Source organism: Mucilaginibacter jinjuensis, from assembly GCF_028596025.1.
GTDB lineage: Bacteria > Bacteroidota > Bacteroidia > Sphingobacteriales > Sphingobacteriaceae > Mucilaginibacter > Mucilaginibacter jinjuensis.
Genome location: NZ_CP117167.1, coordinates 1,028,718 through 1,043,114, shown reverse-complemented (window position 1 = coordinate 1,043,114; position 14,397 = coordinate 1,028,718). Strand labels below are relative to the sequence as shown.

Annotated in this window: 17 protein-coding genes; 8 read left to right on the top strand and 9 right to left on the bottom strand. The window is 46.4% G+C overall.

Annotation, left to right across the window (positions count from 1 at the left end):
- Positions 1 to 6: 6 nt before the first annotated feature.
- Positions 7 to 1,170 (bottom strand): zinc-dependent alcohol dehydrogenase, encoded by a 1,164-nt coding sequence (locus PQO05_RS04830; RefSeq protein WP_273631535.1) that lies wholly within the window; start codon positions 1,168 to 1,170, stop codon positions 7 to 9.
- Between the two features lie 117 nt (positions 1,171 to 1,287).
- Here PQO05_RS04830 and PQO05_RS04825 point away from each other — a divergent pair, with 117 nt between their 5' ends.
- The 3 genes from PQO05_RS04825 to PQO05_RS04815 all read left to right on the top strand — a co-directional run bounded on the left by PQO05_RS04825 (position 1,288) and on the right by PQO05_RS04815 (position 3,904).
- On the top strand, positions 1,288 to 2,808 hold the full coding sequence (locus tag PQO05_RS04825) for an FAD-dependent oxidoreductase (RefSeq protein ID WP_273631534.1): 1,521 nt from the start codon (positions 1,288 to 1,290) through the stop codon (positions 2,806 to 2,808).
- A 135-nt stretch (positions 2,809 to 2,943) separates the two neighbouring features.
- The gene (locus PQO05_RS04820) at positions 2,944 to 3,435 is read left to right on the top strand and encodes an inorganic diphosphatase (protein ID WP_273631533.1); all 492 of its coding nucleotides are present in this window, start codon (positions 2,944 to 2,946) and stop codon (positions 3,433 to 3,435) included.
- The gene (locus tag PQO05_RS04815) at positions 3,419 to 3,904 is read left to right on the top strand and encodes a DUF421 domain-containing protein (RefSeq protein WP_273631532.1); all 486 of its coding nucleotides are present in this window, start codon (positions 3,419 to 3,421) and stop codon (positions 3,902 to 3,904) included. Before PQO05_RS04820 ends, PQO05_RS04815 begins: the two co-directional genes overlap by 17 nt.
- 972 nt (positions 3,905 to 4,876) lie before the next feature.
- Here the strand turns inward: PQO05_RS04815 and PQO05_RS04810 are convergent.
- The gene (locus PQO05_RS04810; RefSeq protein WP_273631531.1) at positions 4,877 to 5,041 is read right to left on the bottom strand and encodes a hypothetical protein; all 165 of its coding nucleotides are present in this window, start codon (positions 5,039 to 5,041) and stop codon (positions 4,877 to 4,879) included.
- Here PQO05_RS04810 and PQO05_RS04805 point away from each other — a divergent pair.
- The gene (locus PQO05_RS04805) at positions 5,040 to 5,192 is read left to right on the top strand and encodes a hypothetical protein (RefSeq protein WP_273631530.1); all 153 of its coding nucleotides are present in this window, start codon (positions 5,040 to 5,042) and stop codon (positions 5,190 to 5,192) included. The two genes, PQO05_RS04810 and PQO05_RS04805, sit on opposite strands and share 2 nt — an antisense overlap.
- A 192-nt stretch (positions 5,193 to 5,384) precedes the next feature.
- Here the strand turns inward: PQO05_RS04805 and PQO05_RS04800 are convergent, their stop codons facing one another.
- The 3 genes from PQO05_RS04800 to PQO05_RS04790 are packed head-to-tail and all read right to left on the bottom strand — an operon-like array spanning position 5,385 to position 7,619.
- Positions 5,385 to 5,693, bottom strand: a complete 309-nt coding sequence (locus PQO05_RS04800) for a hypothetical protein (RefSeq protein ID WP_273631529.1) — start codon at positions 5,691 to 5,693, stop codon at positions 5,385 to 5,387.
- A 38-nt stretch (positions 5,694 to 5,731) separates the two neighbouring features.
- On the bottom strand, positions 5,732 to 6,979 hold the full coding sequence (locus PQO05_RS04795; RefSeq protein WP_273631528.1) for an MFS transporter: 1,248 nt from the start codon (positions 6,977 to 6,979) through the stop codon (positions 5,732 to 5,734).
- A 46-nt stretch (positions 6,980 to 7,025) separates the two neighbouring features.
- Positions 7,026 to 7,619 carry a TetR/AcrR family transcriptional regulator gene (locus PQO05_RS04790; RefSeq protein ID WP_273631527.1) on the bottom strand — a complete coding sequence of 198 codons (594 nt, stop codon included), beginning with the start codon at positions 7,617 to 7,619 and terminating at the stop codon, positions 7,026 to 7,028.
- 177 nt (positions 7,620 to 7,796) lie between these two features.
- Here PQO05_RS04790 and PQO05_RS04785 point away from each other — a divergent pair, with 177 nt between their 5' ends.
- The 3 genes from PQO05_RS04785 to PQO05_RS04775 all read left to right on the top strand — a co-directional run bounded on the left by PQO05_RS04785 (position 7,797) and on the right by PQO05_RS04775 (position 9,716).
- A complete protein-coding gene (locus PQO05_RS04785; RefSeq protein WP_273631526.1) occupies positions 7,797 to 8,081 on the top strand; it encodes a hypothetical protein in 285 nt (94 codons plus the stop codon).
- Entirely contained in the window at positions 8,063 to 8,929 is an 867-nt protein-coding gene (locus tag PQO05_RS04780) for a hypothetical protein (RefSeq protein WP_273631525.1), read from the top strand. The genes PQO05_RS04785 and PQO05_RS04780 overlap by 19 nt, the downstream gene beginning before the upstream one ends.
- A gap of 64 nt (positions 8,930 to 8,993) precedes the next feature.
- A complete protein-coding gene (locus tag PQO05_RS04775; protein ID WP_273631524.1) occupies positions 8,994 to 9,716 on the top strand; it encodes a YoaK family protein in 723 nt (240 codons plus the stop codon).
- On the opposite strand, the gene PQO05_RS04770 is transcribed toward PQO05_RS04775, so the two are convergent.
- Both PQO05_RS04770 and PQO05_RS04765 read right to left on the bottom strand, forming a co-directional pair.
- Positions 9,713 to 10,126 carry a hypothetical protein gene (locus tag PQO05_RS04770; RefSeq protein ID WP_273631523.1) on the bottom strand — a complete coding sequence of 138 codons (414 nt, stop codon included), beginning with the start codon at positions 10,124 to 10,126 and terminating at the stop codon, positions 9,713 to 9,715. The two genes, PQO05_RS04775 and PQO05_RS04770, sit on opposite strands and share 4 nt — an antisense overlap.
- A gap of 775 nt (positions 10,127 to 10,901) precedes the next feature.
- Positions 10,902 to 11,087, bottom strand: coding sequence for an alpha/beta hydrolase fold domain-containing protein (locus PQO05_RS04765; RefSeq protein WP_273631522.1), 186 nt, complete (start codon positions 11,085 to 11,087; stop codon positions 10,902 to 10,904).
- Between the two features lie 326 nt (positions 11,088 to 11,413).
- Here PQO05_RS04765 and PQO05_RS04760 point away from each other — a divergent pair, with 326 nt between their 5' ends.
- Positions 11,414 to 13,150: an ATP-binding protein gene (locus PQO05_RS04760; RefSeq protein ID WP_273631521.1), complete on the top strand. Its 1,737-nt coding sequence runs from the start codon at positions 11,414 to 11,416 to the stop codon at positions 13,148 to 13,150.
- A 125-nt stretch (positions 13,151 to 13,275) separates the two neighbouring features.
- Here the strand turns inward: PQO05_RS04760 and PQO05_RS04755 are convergent, their stop codons facing one another.
- Both PQO05_RS04755 and PQO05_RS04750 read right to left on the bottom strand, forming a co-directional pair.
- A complete protein-coding gene (locus PQO05_RS04755) occupies positions 13,276 to 13,668 on the bottom strand; it encodes a DUF4260 domain-containing protein (RefSeq protein WP_273631520.1) in 393 nt (130 codons plus the stop codon).
- 37 nt (positions 13,669 to 13,705) lie between these two features.
- Positions 13,706 to 14,368: a metal-dependent hydrolase gene (locus PQO05_RS04750; RefSeq protein ID WP_273631519.1), complete on the bottom strand. Its 663-nt coding sequence runs from the start codon at positions 14,366 to 14,368 to the stop codon at positions 13,706 to 13,708.
- Between the last annotated feature and the right edge of the window lie 29 nt (positions 14,369 to 14,397).

Here is a 14,397-nt window from a genome sequence, read left to right as displayed (position 1 = left end):
CGATGATTACGCGTGAGGGTCCAAAACGATCTTGACACAATCCTCTTCTTTTTCGTCGAATATCTTATAGGCATGCTCGACCTGGCTGAGCGGCAGGCGATGAGTGATGATGTCATCCAGCTTCACCTTGTCATTTTTCACCAGCTCTATCAGGTGATCGACATAATTTAATACCGGTGCCTGGCCCATTTTCAGGGTTATACCTTTATCAAACAGTCGGTGCAGCGGGAAATTGTCATAAGGGGAACCGTAAACACCCATTATGGAAACGGTGCCCATGCGGCGCACGGCCTTGAAAGCCATTTCCAGCACTTTGATGCTTCCTTTTTCGAAATTCACGGTTGCCTTAACCTTATCAAAAAAGCTGCGTTCGGGCTCGAAGCCAACGGCATCCACGCAAACATCTGCCCCGCGACCATTGGTCATCGCACGGATTGCTTCTACCACATCCACTTCATGCGGATTCAGGGTGTCTACATTGTTTACCGCCTTTGCTTTTTCAAGCCGGTAGTTTAAGGGATCAATAGCAATTACACGTCCCGCACCATTCAGCCAGGCTGCTTTTTGCGCCATTAATCCCACCGGGCCAGAACCGAAAATCGCTACGATTTCGCCCCCTTTCAGCTGCGCCCAATCAATAGCCGACCATCCTGTAGGAAAAATGTCAGTCAGAAATAATACCTGTTCGTCGCTCAGGTTGTCCGGCACGATGCGCGGGCTGATATCCGCATAAGGGACACGTACATATTGTGCCTGCCCGCCGGAATAGCCACCATAGAGATCCGTATAACCAAACAAGGCAGCGCCCTTTCCGGTCATCAAATCGCCTTCGGGGCCATAGTTTTTGTAGTTGGAATTCTCGCAGGCTGGCGATGCGCCATGGGTACAAAAAAAGCAGTGTCCGCAAGCGATTGGAAAAGGTACTACTACACGGTCGCCGCGTTTCAGGCTTTTGACTTCCTTGCCCACTTCTTCCACGATACCCATAAACTCATGGCCCATGATCATCGGTTCTTTTTGTGGCACTGCGCCACTCAGGATATGCAGGTCTGATCCGCAGATCGCAGTAGCGGTGACTTTTAAAATGACATCAGTCGCCAGTTCAATACGCGGATCTTCCACGGTATCGCAGGTAATCTGGCCGGCTTTGTGAAATACTGCTGCTTTCATAGGTTTGAATTAATTTTGATGTCTATAATTAACTCCAAGTAAATATTATTGTTTAATAATATTGATAATTTCAAACACAGTCCGCCGGCTTTTTGTAATTAGTATATGGCGAAAAAAATGAAACTCCAAATCTTCCGTGATGGGGCCTTGGAAAGTCCCTGGCAAACTGGTATTAAAGAAACTGTTTCAGACAGGCAATCTGGCAATGTTTACGATGTGTTAGTAATTGGTGCAGGTATTACCGGCTTAACGGCTGCCTTACTATTGCAGCAATCGGGCAAAAAAGTATTGATTGCGGAAGCATATTATGTGGGTTTTGGCACAACGGGGGGCACGAGTGCGCACATTAATACCTTCGCAGATACGACTTTTGGGGAAGCAGAAAGCGCCTTCGGTGAAGATGGTGCAAAATTATTTGCGGAAGCAATACGTGAGGGTTACGACCTGATCAAGACCTCGCAAAAGGATTGTGATTTTGAAGTAAGGCCAGCCTATCTTTACGCCGAAAATGATGAGGAAGTCAAATTACTGGATGAGATCTATGAGGGGGCAGTCAAAGTCGGCGTAGCTGTCGCTTATACTGATAAAGTACCGACACCGGTGCCTTTTAAAAAAGCTTTGCTTTGGCCCGATCAGGCACAGTTCCATCCCTTAAAATATCTTAATCAACTGCAAGATGCCTTTGTGGCTGCCGGCGGCATCATTAAGGAAAATACTCGTGTTGAAAACATTGAAAGTAAGGATGGCCTACATATCGCAGGCGGTATCCGGGCAAAGCATATCATTTATGCCACCCACATGCCATCCAATATTAACCTGTTCAATTTTGAATGCGCGCCTTACCGCAGTTATGTGCTGGCCGTAAAGCTCAAAAGCGGTAAATATCCGGAAGCGCTGATCTATGATTCGCAGGAGCCTTATCATTATGTGCGCACACATATGATTGATGATGAGGAACTGTTGCTGGTCGGCGGGCTGGATCATAAGACTGGCCACGAGGATCCTGAAAAGGCATTTGGCGAATTGGAGAAATACGTTCGGGAATACTATAGTGTATCATCCGTCAAATATAAATGGTCTTCACAATACTATGTACCGGTTGACGGCTTGCCTTATATCGGGAAAATGCCCATGTCGGCTAATGGCATCTATTGCGCCACCGGCTATAATGGTAACGGAATGATGCTGGGTAGTGTGGCGGGGAAAATATTAAGTGACCTGATCCTGGAAAAGGAAAATAAATATGAAAAACTGTTCAGTCCTTCACGCGCCAAACCGGTAGATAGCTTTACCGAATTCATGAAAGAGAATGCTGACGTGGCTTATCATTTTGTAGCCGACCGTTTCGGTATCCATGAAAGCGATTCACTCAAACCCCTGACGCCCGGCACTGGCAAGGTGGTAGAAGTGGACGGGCAAAAGATCGCCGCCTATCGTGGCGAGGATGGGGAAATTCATGCTTTAAGTCCGGTTTGCACCCATGCGGCTTGTATTGTGAATTGGAATGGCGAGGAGAAAAGCTGGGACTGCCCTTGCCATGGGGCACGTTTTGATATCGACGGCAATGTATTGACCGGACCGGCGACAAAAAATTTATTGAAGATCGGTGAAATTGAAAAAACAGATCAAAAACGGTAGCGTAAAACTGCCATCGGGATTATAAGATTGCTCAGGCATGAGCAAGTTAATTATAGGCCTCGGGAATTTAGGCCCCCGTCAAAACTATAGCAAGGTTATGACCAGGAGTTAAAACATTTAAATTAAGCGCGGACCATGCAAGCTGAAACTATTACAGTTATGATTGAAAGCCCTAAGGGCGTTAACCAAAAGTTTGATTATGATGATAAGGAAGGCCGTTTTCGCCTGAACAAAATATTGCCGGCTGGGCTGGCTTTCCCCTTTGATTTCGGCATGATCCCCAATACCAGAGGCAAAGACGGTGACCCGCTGGATATTATCGTTATTGATGAACGTGGCACCTTTCCGGGTTGCCTGATCGATTGCCGGATAATCGGTGCTTTCCAGGCGGAGCAAACTGAACGAAACGGCAAAAAAATGCGGAACGACCGTTTCGTAGGCGTGCCCGATGTTTCGCAGCTGTTTTCAGAAGTGAATAGGCTGGACGAATTGCCGGAGGCTATATTAAATCAATTAGAATACTTTTTTAAAAACTATAATGAACAGGCCGGTAAGCAATTTCAGATCACCGCCAGGCTGAATGCTGAGCAGGCCCTAAAACTGATTGAAGATGGAACTATTACTTAAAATTTTTGGCGAAGGCAAAGAGCTGAACGCTTTGCAAATGAGCGCCCGTGGCATTGTGGTATTTTTTCTCGCTTTTATATTAATCCGTCTATCCGGCCGGCGAAGCTTTGGTATCCACACAGCACTGGATAATATCATTGTAATCTTGCTGGGTGCCACCCTCAGCCGGGGGATCGTAGGTGCCTCACCTTTTTTGGCAACCATTATTACTTGTACCATCATTACTGCTTTGCACAGATTGTTTGGCTGGTTAATGGCCCGGCGCCCAAAATTGGCCAATTTCATTGAAGGTGATAAAATTACCTTGTTTGAAAATGGAAAATTTGTGAAGAAAAATATGGACCGCGCATTGGTCAGCCAGGCCGATGTGTTGCAGGGGATCCGGCGTACCGCGGTAACAGATAAACTGGATCAAATAGAGGCAGCCTACTTAGAACGCAGCGGTGAGATTAGCGCAGTGAGAAAATAGCAAAAACTGCAAAAGGCCATCGCAGCACATGTAAGCGAATACCGGAACAAGAAAGCCCTTAAAAGAATTGTTCGTGGACAAATTAAAACAGCTATTGGGCTAAACCAAGAGCCCAATTAGTCAACTGGAAAATATATTAAACCCCAGGATAAAAAAGGCGCCGTTAATGGGTGCCTGGCATTGGAAAGTTTGCTGAAAGAGGCCATTGTACTGTTGGAAGATAAAGGCACCCAGGTGCACTTGCTACAATTTCTTTTAAATGCTATTATCTATAAAATTCATGCGAGAGGTAGGCCTTGTTCCACCAAAAAAATATCCTCCTAAGAGATTAAAGTTTTATTTGGCCAAATGTAAGTAAGAATGATTGGACGGCGAAAGCTGTTTAATTAACCTATCATCATTTAAACTGTTATGAACACATAAAATTACAATGTTTAGCTTTAATGATCGTTGAGTTAGGTATGTAAAATTATGACGGCAATTAAAGGCTGGTATAAGTTGACTTGAAATAAAATAATTAATGAGCTGGACCTGCCCCAAATGTGACCGCGAATTGCACTGGAAAGATTACTGGCATTATTGCCAGCGGGTGAGCCTGAACAGTTTGTCCGGAGGCGTTCGCCGGAGCGGATGTTAGCTTTTGATAAAATACTTTCCGAAGTGGCAGATTGGCCAAAGGCGCTTATCGGTGTAACACCGAATTGTATTTACCAGGCGCGTAGGATTCCTGATCTTTCGGCCCATGAAGAAAGAACTCGACCTGAAGTTCTGCTCCTAGGTTGTGTACCCGGAAAAACCGGCGATTAAGATTGTGGCTGCGGGTAACGAGTCCGAAAATCACATTCGGGTTTCTTCGATGGATGATATCCGGCCCGGTTTGTTTGTTTACCAGCGGAATCGCAGAGGCCTGAAGACGGCCACTGATTTAAACAGAAAAGGCGCATGAAGATGCGCTCCTTAATTTGGCGGTTACTAATCGTCAACGTGGTCATAGGTTGGATTGCGTACCTGCTGGCAGCGCTTTTCGGCGCTCAATTTAGATGGCTGGTTATTAGTAGGGTACTGATCTCCGCGGGAAATTTCATTACACATACCATTTTGTTTAATATCAGACAAAACATGGTATAACCCTGGCATGATGACTGCCATCCTGTTATTTGTACCGATCGCTATTGGGTATTATGATATTCTTACCGCTGACCCGCGCACCGGTATGACCGACTGGTTCATCGGTATTCCTTTAGGCATCGGGCTAAATTACCTGAGTATTGTCAAGCTGATCGATTAGATGGCCGACAGGAATACCACCTATGTTTTTGAGAACAGGCAGCTCAGACCGGCCGACCGGTCAATCAAGCTCCCCGGACTCAAAAAATAGCAGATGACCGCCGGAATGCGGACAGTGTTTGTTGCACCTTGGCGTTAAAAAATCTGCTGAAGGATTGCGAAGAAATAAACCCGTGCGCATAATTGTTCCCGGCTAATCGTGGTGTTTCCCGGTGAAACGCTTACTCAACCCAAGACTTAAAACCGAGACGCCCGCAAAAAACACGACCAATGTAACCGGATGACCAGTGTCCATGTGTCCGGATTTGAAAAATAGCGTTGCAACAAGCATATTGAACAGAGCCCAAGTCATATTTACCGTAGCGGACGAAAGGCCTTTACCCGGCGGTTTGGCAAAAGGGGTTGGAAATTTATTACCCTGGATGCCCGCAACAAAATGCGGTACAACGTTCGCGGAAAAAGCGCCTGCAAAAAAACAGGCGATGTACTGATACCACTCCATAATTGTGTTTTGTTTTTAATGTTTAAAATATTCTTTTACTAATTCTCACTGGTTGTTTCCCGGTTCTTCTCTAAAACAGGCATCGGTGTGCTCAGAAACCGGAAGAACACAGCCGCTATAATTAAACAAAGTATTCCCTGACCAAGCATACAGTTTTGGGGATGAATGGCCTTGGCCAGCCAGCCAATCACAAGGGCACCAATTGGAAGTGTACCGAAAGCTGCCATTGCAAAAAAGCCTACCACACGGCCGCGCATGTGCGCCTCTGAAACGGTTTGGATAATGGTATTGCAAATTGGTATTACAGACATGGTACCAAAACCACAAACAAAGGATAACAAAAGATAAACCAAAAGATATTTCATATGAGACATGAGTATCAATCCAAACCCTAATGCGATCAGGTTAACAAACAGCATTTGTTTTAACCTGCTGCTGTTTTTTTGTGCGGCAATAAAAAGCGTGCTAACCAACGCCCCCAGGCCGGTAGCTGCGGTAATAAATCCGTACATCGCCGCATTTCCCTTAAAAACATCACGGGCATAAAATGGCTGTAAGGTATTATAGGTGGCTACCAGCAGACAAACCAAGCCAATAAGACACAGTACCTTACTGATCTCGTTTTGGGAACGGGTATAAGCTAATCCTTCACGAAAGTCGGTCCATGCATTTTTTCGGTTACCCACGATTTGTTTTTTAGGAAACTTCATCAGGTTCAAACAAATAATCACCGCTACAAAGCTAACCGCGTTAGCTATAAAGCAACTTGTGGCTCCCAGTTTCGCCATCACCACGCCTGAAAGTGCCGGGCCTACCAGCCGCGACAAATTATTCAATGATGAATTCATGGCAATGGCTCCGGGCAGATCCTCCTGCTTGCTTACCATATCATTAACCATAGCCTGCCGTGCGGGTACATCAAAAGCATTGGCTACTCCCAGCAATGCACTTAAAGGCAGCAATCCCCAAAACGGGTTAACGCTATAATAATAAACAAGCGTAAGCGCCGCTGCCTGCAATGCCGAAACAATCTGGGTTACCATCAGCACCTTAAAGCGATCGTAACGGTCGGCGGCAATACCACCGGCAGGCGATAGCAGGAACGACGGAAACTGTTCCGCAAAGGTAGTTAGACCCACCAGGAACACAGAATGTGTTAGTGTATAAACAACCCAGATCACCGCGGTTCGCTGCATCCACATGCCAATACGGGAAATAAGCTGCCCGGTAAAGAACAAGCTGTAATTGCGGGATTCGAAAACACGAAAGGCATTGAATAATTTCATATTTTTAGACTATTATTTAGATTTGGTCGAAAAAAGATCAAAAAAATTACAAAAGTCCTTTATAAAAAATTTCACATAAAGCAGCCAGCCTGCCGGGGGCTTCGTCGGCTGTCCAGTGCAGCGTAATTTCCCTGTTAATGCCTCTCAGTGCGGCAAGAAAAACAAAAACGGCGTTATCAAGCGCCTCTCGGCTTAGCTCCCTGATCTCCTGTTCCGCACAAGCCGTAACAAAAAGCTGCTGCAATAAAATAGTTTCCTTTTGCAGGTACCGTTTATGTATCATTTTTTTTAAGGATTGGTAACGGGAAAGCGTTTCGGCGTCTATGCCGGCTTCCGTCGCCCGGTATAAAAATTTCCGTTTTCGGGCCATTTCAAATTTGACATTAGCAAAAGCGGACAATTTGGCGGACAAGCCATTTTTTCGGCTCATCTGCCTGATCGATTCCTGTAGAATCTCTCCGACTTCTGCCTCCAGCACCGCATCAAAGATCTCTTCTTGGCTCTTGAAATAATAATACAGAGAACTCTTGCCCATGCCGGCGGCTTTGGCCACATCTTCCATAGTGGACATTCCCAGGCCCTTTTCCTGGAAGAGCTGCCTTGCGGCTGATAAGATAAGTGTCTTTCTGTCTGAGCCCATGTTAAAAATGATCGGTGTAAAGATAATAAGTTTCGACTAAATTTTAAATTTGGTCTATTTATTTGACATTCGAATTAAAAAATTACCGGTTACCATGACCATGATTTGCCAAGATGATGCAAATACCTATCTTTGAGTTTCCAAGCGGTTTGATTTTTCACCTTAAAGACGTAGAAAATGACGCCTCCCGATCTATCTCAACTGGACCCTTTGACGACGGGCGTTGCCCGGCTCATCAAAAGCGAACTTGCTACGGATGGCGTTGTTAACGCGGTCGCTAATCAGATCGACATATCTGTTTCCCACTTCGAAGTGGAACACCGGCTGGGGAGCCTGCTACAGCAAATCTACCAAGTGGCCGATCAACATTTTCCTATGCGGAAAGAACACCTGTCCCTGACCGTCCGGGATGCCGGCGGTCATTACGAGAATACTTTTAAGATATGGAAATCAGCAACCTGAGGCATAAGATCGTTGTGGACGATGCCGCAACGATACGGGCATTAGCCACTGACGAACGGATAGATAGGCGCTTCGTTTTCTGGCCGCCGCTGAATGGCCTTTTGCTGGGCCGTTTGCTGCGCAATTTGTCTTATCAAGGTACTCACTTTCCTCATATGACGCCAAAGAATGATGCGGCGAGGATCACCCGCTATACACAGTTATGGGAGGAATTTAATACCCGTGCCGCTGCGATGGCCAATGGCGCGGAGGAACTGGAACCGCTGGCTGCCTGGATCAGACAGGAAACTGATGGCGAACCCGGCATACTGGTACAACAGGTGATAGGATCTGTCTTTAAGCCGGATTTTTGCGCTACGGCGGAAAGCTGGCAGGCCGCCATCGCCCTGCGTGAAGATGCAACCTCTAAAAATTTACCCAAATTATTCTGGTGGCAGCTGACTGGCAAAGCAAACCGCGCCAAAAAGCTGCTCGGTACTCTGCTGGATGACGATATAGTGGCCATGCATGGGGTGGCAGTAGCTGCACATAACCTTGTGGCTACTCTGCGTCAACTAAGAGCGCTCTATGCGACCGGAGAAAGGCTAACGCCGGAGGAGGCTGTGGAACAAACACTGAGCGCGCCGCCCGTAGTCTACCGACAAGCCCTCGCCGCCGGCGCGGTCGCCGGCTGCCCTTATTCACGATTCACTTTGTTCCTGCTTAAATTAAAAGATGCTAACAAGGGTCAGCAGGCAAAAGATATGGTCTTTATGAGCGGCACCTGGAGCCGATGCCCGGCAGAACGCTGGATACCTGCTGTCATATCGGGTATCTGGGTGAGGGCACAGCTCAAATCATTCCGCTGAAATTGCAGCCGGCTTGTATCGGGCAAAACCCAAACGAATTCGTTGATTTTTACGATATTTAGCTATGTTTCGACACACCGGAGAAAGAAGAAGTTTTGCGCATAACCTGCGCCTGGCTATATTACTTTGCCTGAACGCCGGTTTTATCAATGCGGCAGGTTTTATCGCCTTTGCCGTTTTGACCACCAATGTCACCGGGCATGCGGCCCTCTTAGCGATCAACCTGGCCACCGGGCAATGGCGGGCGGCACGGATGGTCGGGCTTTGGCTGCTGCTGTTTTTGGCAGGCGCATTCGCCTCCAGCCTGTATATCGGCAAGGTGGGCCGGGATAAGTCGTTTGCCTATACGGCACCGATCGTTGTAATTATCCTGATTTTATTGAGCGTGGCGGGGTTCGGCCATGACTACCAACATACCTTGCCGGAAACCGAATATTTCGCGGGCAGCTTACTATTTGCCATGGGGATGCAGAATGCGCTGGTATCGATGGTATCCGGCTCGGTGGTACGCACCACGCATCTAACAGGTATGTTCACCGACCTGGGCATTGACCTGTCGGCCGCGTTACTTTCCTATAAAAATTTAACCGCAGCCCACCAAAGGCGTATTTGGTTACGGCTTGCCATCATAACTTTCTTTTTGCTGGGCGGCCTCATCGGCGGGTTTGCATTTCTTAAATTACGATTTACAGCTTTTTATGTCCCGGTCGGTTTATTATTGATCACTCTTTTTTATGACTACTTCCGTATCCGGGTCAAGCGGGCGGTAACTCATCTCAAGGCTTAATGCTTGTCATTCAGCTTGTCTGCAATATGCCGGATGCTGCTGTCCAGGGCTTCGGCCGTTTTCAGCAAATGTGCCCCGGCTTCCAGGTAACCCTTGTGCTTATCTCCACTGTGACTGATCGTATCAATGATCCCTAAAATATTTGACAAATGCCGGCGTGCCTCGTGCGAGTTAATAAAAGACAACTCGTCGCGCTGGGAATCATATAACAATTTTTCGAAATATCGCTTTTGACGAATGCTACGGTATAAAATGGCAGCTACAATCAGTACCAGCCCGATCGTAACAACACTAAAGATCAACCAAAGCTGCTCCCACTTAAAACCTTCCTCGCGCAGAATGTAGCTGCTTTGCATATCATCCAGTTTCAACCGTGCTGCGATGGTATTCACTTCTACCAGCCGGGTCATCTGATTCTTAGCCTGCTGCAGCGCATTATCAAAGTATTAGATCGCGCCATTATTATTCGCTTTTATTACTGTAATACGTCTCAGCATCTCATAAGGCGGCAGTTTCGTCTCAGAGTGATTCTGTAGTGCCGGATCAGCGATCAGCCGCTCTGCAATGGCACGGCTGAATCTGGCTGGCCCTTCTGATAGTGCATTTGCCAGGTTCTGTTCATCCAATAGTTCATAAACGTAACGGGGCTCCCGTTTTAGTCTGGCTAACTGGCTTAAAGCGACACAAACGGTATTGTCCGTTAGCAATTCAAGTGTATACCGGCTTCGCTGCTGAAACGTATATAAACGTGGAGTTACCTGTAAGGCGAACGAACTAAGCCGGCAGGGTGATGCGGCTACTCATTACCTGCCCGCTTTTAAAGACAATTTGAAGCTGCCTGCACCTTTGAAATTTACAGGACGTGGCAAATTAACCCGGTGTCACGCCTACAATTTTTAGTATGTGCAATGCTCATATCTATAGTAAGTTCCCGTATTTTTATAAAATTTGAAAGACGATAACCGCATGTTCTTATAGTTGTTCAAACAGCATCAAATAACTCCTGACCTGTTTGATTTAAAAGGAAAAAAAAGTGCTTTTTAAGCACCATTTAGCATATAATATTTACCAACAGGATCACAAATTATCCCTACGGGAATCTTATGAGTTAAAATAAATACGGCAAGGTTAAACTGGCCTGCCGTGTTTCAAAGAGTTGTTTTCTGAAAGCCATTTTTAGCTGGCTTACCGCGTGTGTTTCAGCACCCTTCGCCAGGAGAACAATTGCGCCCATACCGAAAATCCGTGCGTAACGCCAACGTAGTTATTACTGTCCGTTTGTACTCCCTCGGCTTTTAATTTATCTGCCAATTGCTTTCCTTCACTTAGTAGCGGGCCGATCTCGTCTGTAATCACCGTAGTTGGCGGCAAGCCTTTTAGATTGTATGGTCGCTTTCCACCCTCTAGAACCGCTCAAAGATTGAGGTAAGTATTTGTTACCCGAAAGGAAAAAGGCAGTGGCTTCGGCCTGCTACTACAAAAGACTTTGTCAAGGCTAATCGCGGTTGCATCTGGATGGAATCAGAAGTGGCAAAAGCTCGGTCTTTTTTATGGCCATGCCGACTTGGGTAATTGCTTTCTGCCTGGCGCTCAGAACAAAAGAACAGATCAGTTGTAATGCTTTATAGCATTGCACACCTGATTAGCTGCTTTCCATGAAATACTTCTATATCCACTTTTATCGCCGGATACTTCGAATGGATGAGGGAATACTCAACAGGACACGGCTTCGCATCCTATTTGCCTGTATCTTCACCTTTCTGGCGCTGACCATCATCCTGACCGCTATTTATCTGGTATCCGCCGGCAACCTGCTCTTACACCGAATTCTTATTTTTATGATCGCCTATGCCACAGCTTTTTACTTATTTCTGAGCAAAAAACCATGGCGCTTTACTGCTCATTACTTTCTTTGCTGCCTGACCGTCATGATCTGGACTAATGTATTATTGGTTCGGCAGCCGCTCTATGTGGTCAACCTGCAATATTGTTTGCTGGTGATATCCGCTGCTTATTACCTGCTTGGGGCAAAAAATGGGTTAAAATACGCTTTCGCAGCCATGCTCCCGTTGCTGACAGACGTCGTTCTGAATGATTTTCTCGCCACTGGGCTATCGTTCCGTCGTGCGAATATCAACCTCCCGGCCTATGCGGTTACCATTGCCGTTAATTTTTCATTAATCTTGTATATCCATTATCTTTTTTTCAGGTCACTGACCAAATTCAAAATGCGGGAGCACAGTTTCAAGCGTCACCTGGAGGCTGCCGTGCTGGATGCAAAAGCGCAGGCCGCCGCTAAAACCAATTTTTTGAATACCATGTCACATGAGATCCGTACGCCGCTGAACGCGGTCGTGGGTATGAGCAACCTGTTGATGCAAGCTCCTAAACTGCCCGAGCAGGAGGAAAATCTGCAAGTGCTGCATTTCTCGGCGGCAAACCTGATGGCAACAATCAACGAGATCATCGATTTTAATAACATTGATAATGGGAAGGTAGCCCTACAGCGGTCAAATTTTTCCTTATACAGCACAGTTAACAGCGTATGCAATACATTTAAAGCACAGGCAGCAGAAAAAGCCCTTTCTTTTAGCTGCCGGATAGCGGAAGCTGCGCAGCCACTGGTGCTCATCGGCGATGAACTGCGCCTGACCCAGGTATTATTTCACCTCATCGGGAATGCCATCAAATTCACTGAAAAAGGATTTGTCAATATTTCGGTTGCTGTTCAGCCTGAAAGCGCAACCCGGGTCCAGATAGTCTTCAGTATCGAAGATTCCGGCATCGGCATCTCCAAGGCCAAACTCAAACAGGTCTTTGACCCCTTCAAAAAGAAGGCCCGACGAAACCAGCGGCAGTACCAGACTACTTTAGGGCTGACTATTGCTGTACAGTTGCTAAAGCTACACGGCAGCGAACTTTTGGTGAAGAGCGAAGAGGGAAAAGGCACCTTGTTCCGTTTTTTGATCAGTTATGATATAGCAGCGCCTGCTGCATCGTTATCATTGGACGGTGAGCCTAAAAAAGCCATTGATCTATCCCATCTGATAGTCCTGGCTGTAGACGATGAGAAATTAAATATCATGGTGGTCAAAAAGATATTAGCCGGCTGGAATATTAAAGCGGATGAAGCGCTGAACGGCCGACTCGCCGTAGATATGTGCAGCAAGCGACGGTATGACATCATATTAATGGATATTAATATGCCGGTCATGGATGGGTTCGAAGCTGCTAAGATCATTAAGAAGGCGGTTCATCCTGGTGAAGCGGTGCCATGGATCATTGCGCTCACTGCCTCGATCGGCGCTGCAATGGATGAGGTGGAGCGTTTCCCTTTTATTGATGACTGCCTATTAAAGCCATTTAAGCCGGAAGATTTAAAAAGGAAAATCATTACAGGCACCGATAAAGCTGTCATTCCTGTAGCAATATAACTGGGACTATGATCTACTTAGTAATCCCCCATGCATGCATTCGTTGATCAGTACTGATAATTGACATCATTCAAGTCATTGTCAAAAGATAGTTTCATGACACAGGCCGTTGCCTGATTACTGTTTCATAACGTGGCGCGTTCATCTTTACCCGTCCATCCAAGATTGGTATGGTTAAAACTATCAGGATATTTTAAGCCGAAACCCAGCATCCGGTCGAATGAAGAATGGGCAAATAACAGTATACCTGCTGCCATCACGATTTCCTGGTGTGTTAAAAATCCGGTAAACGCCATAGTCAAAGCTAGGGCGCGGTGATGAAACAGGTTATAAAGCCATCCCCCCGCTTTACTGCCCACCAGATAACCCAGCATAGAGATATCGGGACTGAAAAACAGTAGAATCCACCACCAAAACGATATCCCCAGTCCATGGAACGTCAGGAAATAAACGGCGATTGAAGTCATAGCGGCTTCTTCGATCTGTATACTCAGAAACATCCTGCGCGTGAATGGCATTAACGGCGTGCTTTGATCTCTCATCAATTTGTTTCTATTAAACCGCCTCACGGTTAAGATCAACCCAATAAGCAAGTCCAACGATCAGACCGATCATAACCATAAAAGAGAAGAACAACGAAACCAATGAGCCGTCCGGTGCGGGTGTCGGCCCGAAGGTATTGCCGGCGCTGATCACCAAGAGTAAGATCACTAAGCTCCATAGTAACCAGCTTCCGGTTTTGTTTTTGGCCCGGGTGCAGGCAGCATAGATATAAGTTCCCAGCAGAAATATGGCAGTTTCCACGATCAGCGCGGCTGCTAAATGATTCCACAGGCCAAAACCTGATTTGTAGTTTCCAAAGGGTGTGAGCGGCAGATCAGCGGTGTGTACAACCAGATCGAGAAACCAATGACTGACAACACAAAGCCCGATCACCACAGCGCCCCGCGTGTCCTTTTTGAACAACCGGTAAAGGCCCCCAGCCAGCACGCCCCAGATCACCCCCATCAGCAAACTGTGCGTATATGGGAAATAGAGAAATTCAAAGGCGTTCACTTTCGTGTAACCGGGTACAATAGCCATTTTTTCGATATGGAATACCAGTAAAAAAGGCCATAAGATATCTACGAACTGTGTCGCAATAAATAAAGTTCCTAATGAGACTTTTGGCGCGGCTTTTTTTGCAGCGAATGAGAGCCCGAAGTGTCCGATAAACATAGTGTAAGGTCTGAATGTTGACCTTACAA